The following is an 8,322-nucleotide window of genomic DNA, read 5'->3' as shown; positions in this document are numbered from 1 at the left end:
CTATGGGGTTTTGGGGTTTTGCGCTGGTGCGAGGCGCGCGTGATGGTTGCCGGGACGCGCGATGGCGGGAGGCAGGACAGCCTTCAGGGTGTGTATTCGGCTCTGATGCTGCCTGGCGCCGGGGCCTGCGATGGCAGTCCGCACGGCAGGTGATATCAGCGGCGCGAGCGGCGTCCTTGCCGGAAGCGCAAGGTTTGCACGGCGAGATGTGTTCGAGCCATGCCGGGTCATGGCTGGGTGGTCCCGGTCGGGTTGGTGCGCTGCGGCGGCGCGCGGGGCTGTCGCCAGCGCGCGAAGGTTTCGATGACGACCATGTGCCCGCCGCAGCACGGGCATGGTGGGCGAACGTCATCGGGTTCAACCGGTACGGCCTCGGTCACGGGCGGCACAATCCCGAGCAGTTCGCGGGCGCGTTCGAGATGCGCCTTGCGGGTGGCACCGGCGAGCAGGCCATAGTGGCGGATGCGGTGGAAGCCCTTGGGCAGGACGTGGAGCAGAAAGCGGCGGATGAACTCGTCGGGGCTGAGCGTCATGACCTGCTGGCGGTCGCCGCCGCCCCGGCGGTAATCCTTGTAGCGGAAGGTGACACCGGTCCCGTCGAAGCGCAGGAGCCGGCTGTTCGAGATCGCGACGCGGTGGGTGTAGCGCGACAGATAGGCGAGCACCGTCTCCGGCCCGGCGAACGGTGGCTTGGCATAGACGACCCAGCGCTTCTTCCGGACCGGTGCCAGGTGCCGCAGGAAGGCGCGCCGGTCGGCGAGGTGCGCGAGGCTGCCGTGGAAGCCGAGCCGCCCGGCCTCGTACAGCGCCATCAGTCGGGTCAGGAACAGGCGGCGGAACAGTTTGCCGAGGACGCGCACCGGCAGCAGGAACGCCGGGCGTGACGAGATCCAGCGGCTGCCGTCCGGCGACAGCCCGCCACCTGGCACGATCATATGGATGTGCGGATGGTGGGTCATCGCCGAGCCCCATGTGTGAAGGACCGCGGTGATGCCGATACGCGCGCCGAGATGCTTCGGTTCGGCGGCGATGGTCGTCATCGTCTCGGACGCCGCCTGGAACAGCAACCCATAGACCGCCGCCTTGTTCTGCCACGCGATGTCGGCGACCTCGGCCGGCAGCGTGAAGACGACGTGGAAATAGCCGACCGGCAGCAGGTCGGCCTCGCGCTCGGCCAGCCACGTCCGTGCCGCCGCGCCCTGGCAGCGCGGGCAGTGCCGGTTGCGACAGCTGTTATAGGCGACCCGCCAGTGCCCGCAGTCGGTGCAGGCCTCGATATGTCCGCCCATGATGGCGGTCCGGCAATGTTCGATGGCCGACATGACCTTGAGCTGGTCGAGGCTCAGATGCCCGGCGCGGGCAATCCGGTACGCGGGACCGGCAGCGCGGAAGATGTCGGCGACCTCGATGGAGGCGCGCACGCGGGCGTCACCCGGCGGGCGTCCTGCCCTCCATGAGTGCCATAAGCTGATCGAGCGGGCCGGTGACGGCGCGGATCGTGCGCGTCGCGACCTTGGTGTAGAGCGCAGTCGTCTCCAGCTTGCTGTGCCCGGACAGCACGGTGGAGTTGCCGCGTCGAGATCGGGTCGGTGTAGCTGCGGCCCGGGAACAGCCAGCCGTGCGGCAGCAGGACGCTGCGCCGCTTGCCCTATCGCATGCTGCGCGAGCAGATATCGTGGGTGCGTCCGACCCTACTGACGCTTCTGACGGCAGCGCTGCTGATTAGCATTCTCTGCACCGCGTTTCTGGCGAAGCACGCTTTTGCGGATCGACCGGGTGATGGCATCTGGGACGCGTTATCCGATGCGCAGAGGCGTCAGCTACCGGACTTCATAGCCTCGGGCTCGCTGGCCGATGTCATGTCCTGCAGAGTGACCGGCATGAAGATCGTCAACGATCGGTGTGTGCCGCAGCGCCTGTCCGCCGATGATGTTGCCGGCTGGCAATTGCCGCCGGAAGTCGCTGCGCGTGCCGCGCATCGATGGAGCGCTGAGCGACCTTAAGGTCGGCAAGCCATGTTGGGCCTCGTAGGATTTGGTGGTTGGTGAGCCGAAAATATTCGGATCAGGCAGGGGCAACGAACTTCCCGACGTAGCAGAAGGCTATCAAATGCGATTGACTCGCAATATCCTCGTTGACTAGAGGCCCTTCGAACTTTTCGAGGAAGCGTCGCCGGGGAGGCGGCGACCAAGGGGCGGGAGACCTATGAAGATTTGTTGGGGTGTGGGATTGCTGCTGTCATCGGCGGCGTGGCCGGTCGCAGCGCAAGAGAATAAGGGTGACGTGCTTCGCGACAGCGAGATCGTCGTGACGGCCACCGGACAGACCGAGGCGACGTCGGGGACGAAGACCGCCACCCGGCTGATCGATGTGCCGCAATCCATCTCGGTCATCACGCGCGAGGAACTTGACGTCCGTGCGGTCCATAGCGTGACCGAGGCGCTCGCCTATACCGCCGGGGTGCAGGCGGAGCAGGACGGCATCGACAGCCGGGCCGACAGCTTTTCGGTGCGCGGCTTCTCGGCTGGCAGCTTCAGCGACAATCTGTTCTTGGACGGCATCCGTCTGCCCGCGGGCGGACAGTGGACGCGCACCGCCTTCGATCCTTTCGCGCTCCAGCAGATCGAGGTGCTGAAAGGCCCCTCGGCGGTGCTGTTCGGGCAGGTGGCGCCGGGCGGCATCGTCAATCTGGTGACGAAGCGGCCGACCGCGACCCCTCGTGGTGAGATCATGCTGCAGGGGGCCGGGTTCACCGGCCTCGGCAAATGGCAGTATCAGGGCGCGGCGGACGTGTCGGGTCCGCTGACCGCCGACGGCACGGTCCGCGCGCGGCTCGTCGGGCTGGCACGTTATGGCGATGCCCAGATCGATGATATCAAGACGGGCCGCTATTATATCGCGCCTAGCCTGAGCTGGGTGCCAGATGCCGCGACCAGCATCACGCTGATGGCCCAGTATCAGCGCGACGAGGGGGGATCGACCTTCCAGTTCCTGCCTGATGTCGGATCGCGGCAGCCGGGGGCAGGGGGGCGCCATATCCGCCTCGACGCCTTTCTGGGCGAGCCGCAGTTCAACACCTATGACCGCAACGAGTATCTGTTGGGGTACGAACTGCGTCACGCCTTCTCCGACCGATTCGAGCTTCGGCAGAATGGCCGCTACACCCGTGTCGAGACGCTGTTCCAGGGCACCGTGCTGCGCGGCGGCACGCTGGCCAACGGACAGACGATCAATCGTCGCGCGGTGCAGGGCGTCGGCCATTCGGACGGCTATGGCCTGGATACCAAGATCGAAGGCCGCATCGACAGCGGTCCGCTGGAGCACCGGGTCCTGCTGGGCGTCGATATGCTCGACACCGAATGGCGTCACCTGCGCGACCTGTCGACGAACGTCCCGCCGATGCCCGACATCTTCAATCCCGTATCGCAGGGCTTGGGCCGGGTCCTCCAGACGCTCAGTCCGCAGGTCTATATGAATGCGCGGCTGGAGCAGGTCGGTGCCTATGGCCAGGATCAGGTCACGCTAGGGCAACTTCATGTCACCATGGGCGCGCGCTACGACTGGGCGAAGAACCACCAAGTGAACGAACTGGCGACCGGCGCCACCAACCCGGTGACGCTGACCAAGGCCGACAAGCTGACGTGGCGGGCGGGCGCAACCTGGGTCTCGCCGAGCGGCGTGGCGCCCTATGCCAGCTATTCCACCTCGTTCCAGCCGACGACCGGCCAGTATTTCGACGGCACGCCCTTTCAGCCGACGACTGGCGAGCAATATGAGGCTGGCGTCAAATATCAGCCCCGTGGCAGCAACGCGCTGCTCACCGCGGCGCTGTACCAACTGACCCAGAATAATCTCGCCAGCCCCGACCCGGACCCGAATCATGTCTGCGGCGGCACGACATGCCAGGTCCAGACCGGGCAGGGGCGCATCCGCGGCGTCGAGCTGGAAGGCAAGGCGACGCTGGTCGGCGGGCTGAGCCTGATCGCGACCGGCACCTATATGGATAGCGAGATCACGCGGGGCGAGCGCGGGCAGCAGGGCAACCGGCTGGCGCAGGTGCCCGAGTGGATGGGGTCGCTGTTCGCCGATTATCGCTTCGCCGAGGACGGGCCGCTGGGTGGCGTCGGACTGGGCGGCGGCGTGCGCTATGTCGGTGTGTCCTATGGTGACACGGCCAATGCCTATCGCGTGCCCGGCTATACCCTGTATGATCTGTTCCTGCGCAAGGCCTTTGCCAGCGGCATCATCCTGTCGGTTAATGCGCGCAACCTGACCAACCATCGCTATGTCGCTTTGTGCTCGTCGCCGGCGTCCTGCTATTATGGGTCGGGACGCACACTGAACCTGCGGCTGCAATATCGGTGGTGAGCATGATCCCGGCCATCATGCTCGCGCTGGCGGCACCCGGCACTCCGATCGCCGCCAGGTCACCGGCGGAGACGCCCTATACGCTGCCGCGCAGCGCCGAGCAGGTTGTCCAGGCCGAAGGCGGCGAGACGTATCGCATCCTGATCGCCTGGCCGGAGGCGCCGCCGCCGCCTGCCGGTTATCCGGTGCTCTATGTGCTGGACGGCGAGGACAATTTCGCGATCGCGGCGCTGACCGCGCGCCGGCTGGCGCAGGCGGGCGGACGAACCGGGGTTGTGGATGGCATCGTGGTCGGGATCGCAGCCGGGCCGCTGGAGCGGCGCGTCCGCGACTATACGCCCGCCACGCCGGGCTGGATGATCCCCGCGACCATGCCCGCCAGCGGGCTGAAGACCGGCGGGGCCGAGGCGTTTCTCGACCTGATAGAGCGGCAGGTGCAGCCGCTCGTTCGCCAGCGTTGGCGGGTCGATCGGTCTCGGGAGACGTTGCTCGGCCATAGTTTCGGTGGTCTGCTGGCGCTGCATGCTGCGCTGACCCGCCCGGCGATGTTCGATCGCGTCGTCGCGGTCAGCCCGTCGCTGTGGTTCGGCGACGGCCTGATCACGCGCGAGGCCGCCGCGGTGAAGGACGCGCCTCCCATCCTGATCGCCGAAGGCGATAGCGCGGCGGCATCTCCGGCCACACTGGTCGGATCGCTCGATGGTGACGCGAAGGCCGGCCGGGCGCGCTTCCTGCCGCTGCCGGGCCAGTCGCATGGGACGACGATGCTGGCGGCGATGGCTCCGGCGATCCGCTTTGCCTTTGCAGAGCCGGGCCGATGATCACGGTCTGGTGTGCGGTGGTGGCGATGATCGGCGGGGCCTTGTGCCTCTATGCCAGTACGCGGCATCAGGCATTGATACGCTCGGGCGTCGCGGCACGACCCTGTCGCATCGTTGGGACGCTGCTCCTGTCGATCGCATTGGCCCTGCTGCTGACGGTACAGGGACCGGCGACCGCCGTCTTTACCTGGGCCACCGGCACGATGCTGGTGTGGAGCGTGGTTCCGGTCGCCATCGGCTGGTGGCGGTTCCGGCGGGGAGCGGCGCGATGAGCCGCCCGCTTCTTACCAGTCGCGACTGGTTCGGCAAGGCCTCCGCCGCCACCATCCTGGGATTTACCCTGAGCTTGGCGCTGACCTGCACCTTTGCGGCCCTGTTCTCGACCGATGCGGACGCTTTCGGTGCACAGCGACAGTTCGCCATGTGGCTGGTGTCGCCGATCTGGTGCGCGATCCTCGGCCTCTGCTTCCTGTTCCGCAGCAGCGCGCGCGCCTGGGGCTGGCTTGCGCTCGCCAATCTGGTCGCCTGGCCGCTCTATGTCGCCGCGCGCCTTCTTCTCGGGTGATCGTCGATGCGCACCGATATCGTAAAGACCTATAAGGACATTCATAGCTGGGTCGGGATCGTCGCGGGACTGGCGCTGTTCATCGCCTTCTACGCCGGGGCGATCACGATGTTCGCGGAGCCGCTGAACCGCTGGGCCTCCGCGCCGACCGGCATTGCCGCGCCGCCGCCGCTGGATCGCACGCCCGAGTTGATCGACAAGGTGCTGCGCGCCCGGCCCGATGCGCGCGCGGCCTATACCGTCCATCTCGACACCGGCCCGAATCAGCCCGCGCGGCTGAGCTGGACCACCGGCAACCGCCGGGCGCCCGGCCCGACCTTCCTGGCTGCACTGGCGCCCGACGGGGCGTTGCAGGTGGTGCGGCAGGACGCCTCGCCGGTTTCGGAACTGGTCGACGTGCTTCACCAGAAGGTCGGCCTGCCGCTCGATCGCGAGGTCGCGATGCCGATCATGGGGGTGATCTCGCTGCTCTATGCCGTCGCCATCATTTCCGGCGTCATCTGCCTGCTGCCCAGTTTGACGAAGGATCTGTTCGCGCTGCGCTTCGGCAAGAATGTGAAACGGATGTGGCTCGACCTGCACAATCTGCTCGGGTTGTTCAGCCTGCCGTTCCACATCGTCATGGCGATCACCGCCGTCATTTTCGCCTTCCATGACAAGATTTACGACGTGCAGGGCGCGGTGCAGCAGGCCGGCGCGGCGGCTGTCGCGCGGCGTGCGCCACCGCCGCCCGGTCCGCCACGGCCGCCCGCCTATGACGCGGTGCGCGACACGCTGTCGCCTGCCGAACTGGAGCGGCGCATCACGGCGCAGGCCCCTGGCTTTACGCTGCGATCGATCACCTATCGCTACGATACCCGGCAGGGCGCGCATGGTGATATTGCCGGGGTCGACCCGCGCTACGGAATGCGCGCGCCGACCTATGGCATGGCGGAGATCGATACCCGCACCGGCGCGATCACCGAGGCGGATTATATGCCGGGGCGGCAGGGGCGGTGGTTCGCGGCGGTCACGTCTTTCTTCACACTGCATTTCGGCAGTTTCGGCGGCGCCCCCGTGCGTTGGTCCTACTTCTTGCTTGGGTTAGCTGGGGCGTTCCTGTTCTACTCGGGCAATCTGCTGTGGATCGAGAGCCGCCGCCGCAAGGAACGCAAGGCGGGCATGGTGACGCAGACCCGTGCCACCCGTATCCTGGGGAGCCTGACGGTGGGTGTGCCGTTGGGGTGCGTCGCGGGCATCTCGCTGACGATAGCCGCCGCGAAGTGGCTACCTGCCGATCGGGGCGATCTCGCTGCATGGCATAGCCGCATCTACTATCTCGTATTCGTCGTCGGCGTCATCTGGGCGCTGGTGCGCGGTGCGGCGCGCAGCGGATCGGAACTGCTATGGGTAGCAGCCATAGCGACCGCCGCGATTCCGCTCTCCACGATCCTGTCCCCCATGCTGGCGCATGGCTGGAGCCATACCGGCGCAAGCCGACTGGTTGATTTGGTCGCGATCCTCGGCGCGGCGGGGTTCGCCGCGATGGCAAGCGCGGCCCGGCGGCGGGCCGTGGCCGGGCCGCGCGACAGCGTCTGGGCCGCCCCGACCATCGCCACCGCATAGGAGAATGGCATGAACCTCCTCGCCATACGGGCCGCCGGAATCGCCGGCATTCTCGGCGCGATCTGCTGGACGATCGGCGATATCCTGCTGGTCGGCGGGTCGGCGTCGCCCGAACAATATCCGCTGCTGCTGCGCGACTATGCCGATCGCATTCCGTTCAAGGCGCTGGCATGGATGCTGCCGTTCGACGAGCCGCGGCTGGCGGCGGGCGCGATGATCGCCAACCTGTCGATCCCGCTCTATCTCGCGGGAAGCTGGCATCTCTATCAGGGCGTGAAGCCGGCGGGTGGCGCCCTCCCATTCGCCGCGTTCGCGCTGCTCTTCTGCGCCAACGCCTGGTCGCCGCTCGGCCACGCGTCCTTCTACTACCCGGCGATGGTGTACAAGGCGATCCCGACGCTTCCCGACGCGGCGCATCCCTCGCTGCTGACGCTGGGCGCACAGTTCAGCCGGATGCAGGCGATGGCATGGTTTCTGGCGGTGATCCCGCTGGCGCTCGGCATGATGCTACTCTGCGCGACGATCCTTGCCCGCCCGACCCGCTATCCCCGCTGGTCGGCGGTCGTGCTTAATCCCGTCGCACCGCTGTTGCTCGCCGCGACCGGCGCTGCGTTGCCGCCACCCGTCGGGCTATGGTTCTTCGCCGCCGTCCTCAATGTCGGGTTCTTCATCGTCTATGCGCTGTCCACGATCCTACTTTGGAATGGCGGCAGGACCTTCGCCCGGTGAGCAGAGGAAATCGTTGGCGCTGGGAGCGCTATGGACAAGTCTGGAGAGAGAAAGAACGGTAGGCAATTGCCAATGGTGTGTGATGCCAGTAAGTGACGCCAGTGCGTGTAACCACTCGTCATTGGCGTTTTCGCGATGACGTGACCCCGGTCTTTCATCCAGCGGCAACCAGAGACCGACCGTGGTTTTCGCGCATAAGCGCAGGTGAAGCAACGGGCGGGGTTAACCCCGCCC

Annotated in this window: 8 protein-coding genes and 1 pseudogene; 7 read left to right on the top strand and 2 right to left on the bottom strand. The window is 66.8% G+C overall.

The features are described from left to right. Positions 1–227: 227 nt before the first annotated feature. Both SM191_RS18925 and SM191_RS18920 read right to left on the bottom strand, forming a co-directional pair. Entirely contained in the window at positions 228–1,421 is a 1,194-nt protein-coding gene (locus SM191_RS18925; protein WP_341507563.1) for an IS91 family transposase, read from the bottom strand. A gap of 7 nt (positions 1,422–1,428) precedes the next feature. Further along, positions 1,429–1,648 (bottom strand): annotated as a pseudogene (locus tag SM191_RS18920) (integrase); the annotation flags it as partial. Here SM191_RS18920 and SM191_RS18915 point away from each other — a divergent pair. The 7 genes from SM191_RS18915 to SM191_RS18885 all read left to right on the top strand — a co-directional run bounded on the left by SM191_RS18915 (position 1,644) and on the right by SM191_RS18885 (position 8,088). Next, positions 1,644–2,003, top strand: a complete 360-nt coding sequence (locus SM191_RS18915; protein WP_341507564.1) for a hypothetical protein — start codon at positions 1,644–1,646, stop codon at positions 2,001–2,003. The pseudogene SM191_RS18920 and the gene SM191_RS18915 sit on opposite strands and share 5 nt — an antisense overlap. Before the next feature lie 202 nt (positions 2,004–2,205). Further along, positions 2,206–4,368 (top strand): TonB-dependent siderophore receptor, encoded by a 2,163-nt coding sequence (locus SM191_RS18910; RefSeq protein WP_341507562.1) that lies wholly within the window; start codon positions 2,206–2,208, stop codon positions 4,366–4,368. 2 nt (positions 4,369–4,370) lie between these two features. Continuing rightward, positions 4,371–5,189 (top strand): alpha/beta hydrolase, encoded by an 819-nt coding sequence (locus SM191_RS18905; protein WP_341507561.1) that lies wholly within the window; start codon positions 4,371–4,373, stop codon positions 5,187–5,189. Further along, positions 5,186–5,461, top strand: coding sequence for a hypothetical protein (locus SM191_RS18900; protein ID WP_341507560.1), 276 nt, complete (start codon positions 5,186–5,188; stop codon positions 5,459–5,461). Before SM191_RS18905 ends, SM191_RS18900 begins: the two co-directional genes overlap by 4 nt. Then, positions 5,458–5,754 carry a hypothetical protein gene (locus SM191_RS18895; RefSeq protein ID WP_341507559.1) on the top strand — a complete coding sequence of 99 codons (297 nt, stop codon included), beginning with the start codon at positions 5,458–5,460 and terminating at the stop codon, positions 5,752–5,754. Before SM191_RS18900 ends, SM191_RS18895 begins: the two co-directional genes overlap by 4 nt. Before the next feature lie 6 nt (positions 5,755–5,760). Then, a complete protein-coding gene (locus tag SM191_RS18890; RefSeq protein ID WP_341507558.1) occupies positions 5,761–7,359 on the top strand; it encodes a PepSY-associated TM helix domain-containing protein in 1,599 nt (532 codons plus the stop codon). Positions 7,360–7,368: 9 nt separating this feature from the next. Then, a complete protein-coding gene (locus SM191_RS18885) occupies positions 7,369–8,088 on the top strand; it encodes a DUF6796 family protein (protein ID WP_341507557.1) in 720 nt (239 codons plus the stop codon). The last annotated feature ends 234 nt before the right edge of the window (positions 8,089–8,322 follow it).

Origin of the sequence: Sphingomonas sp. 2378, from assembly GCF_038084995.1 — a bacterium.
GTDB lineage: Bacteria > Pseudomonadota > Alphaproteobacteria > Sphingomonadales > Sphingomonadaceae > Sphingomonas.
Note: the sequence above shows the minus strand (reverse complement) of the source record. Positions and strands in the feature narration are given on the sequence as shown.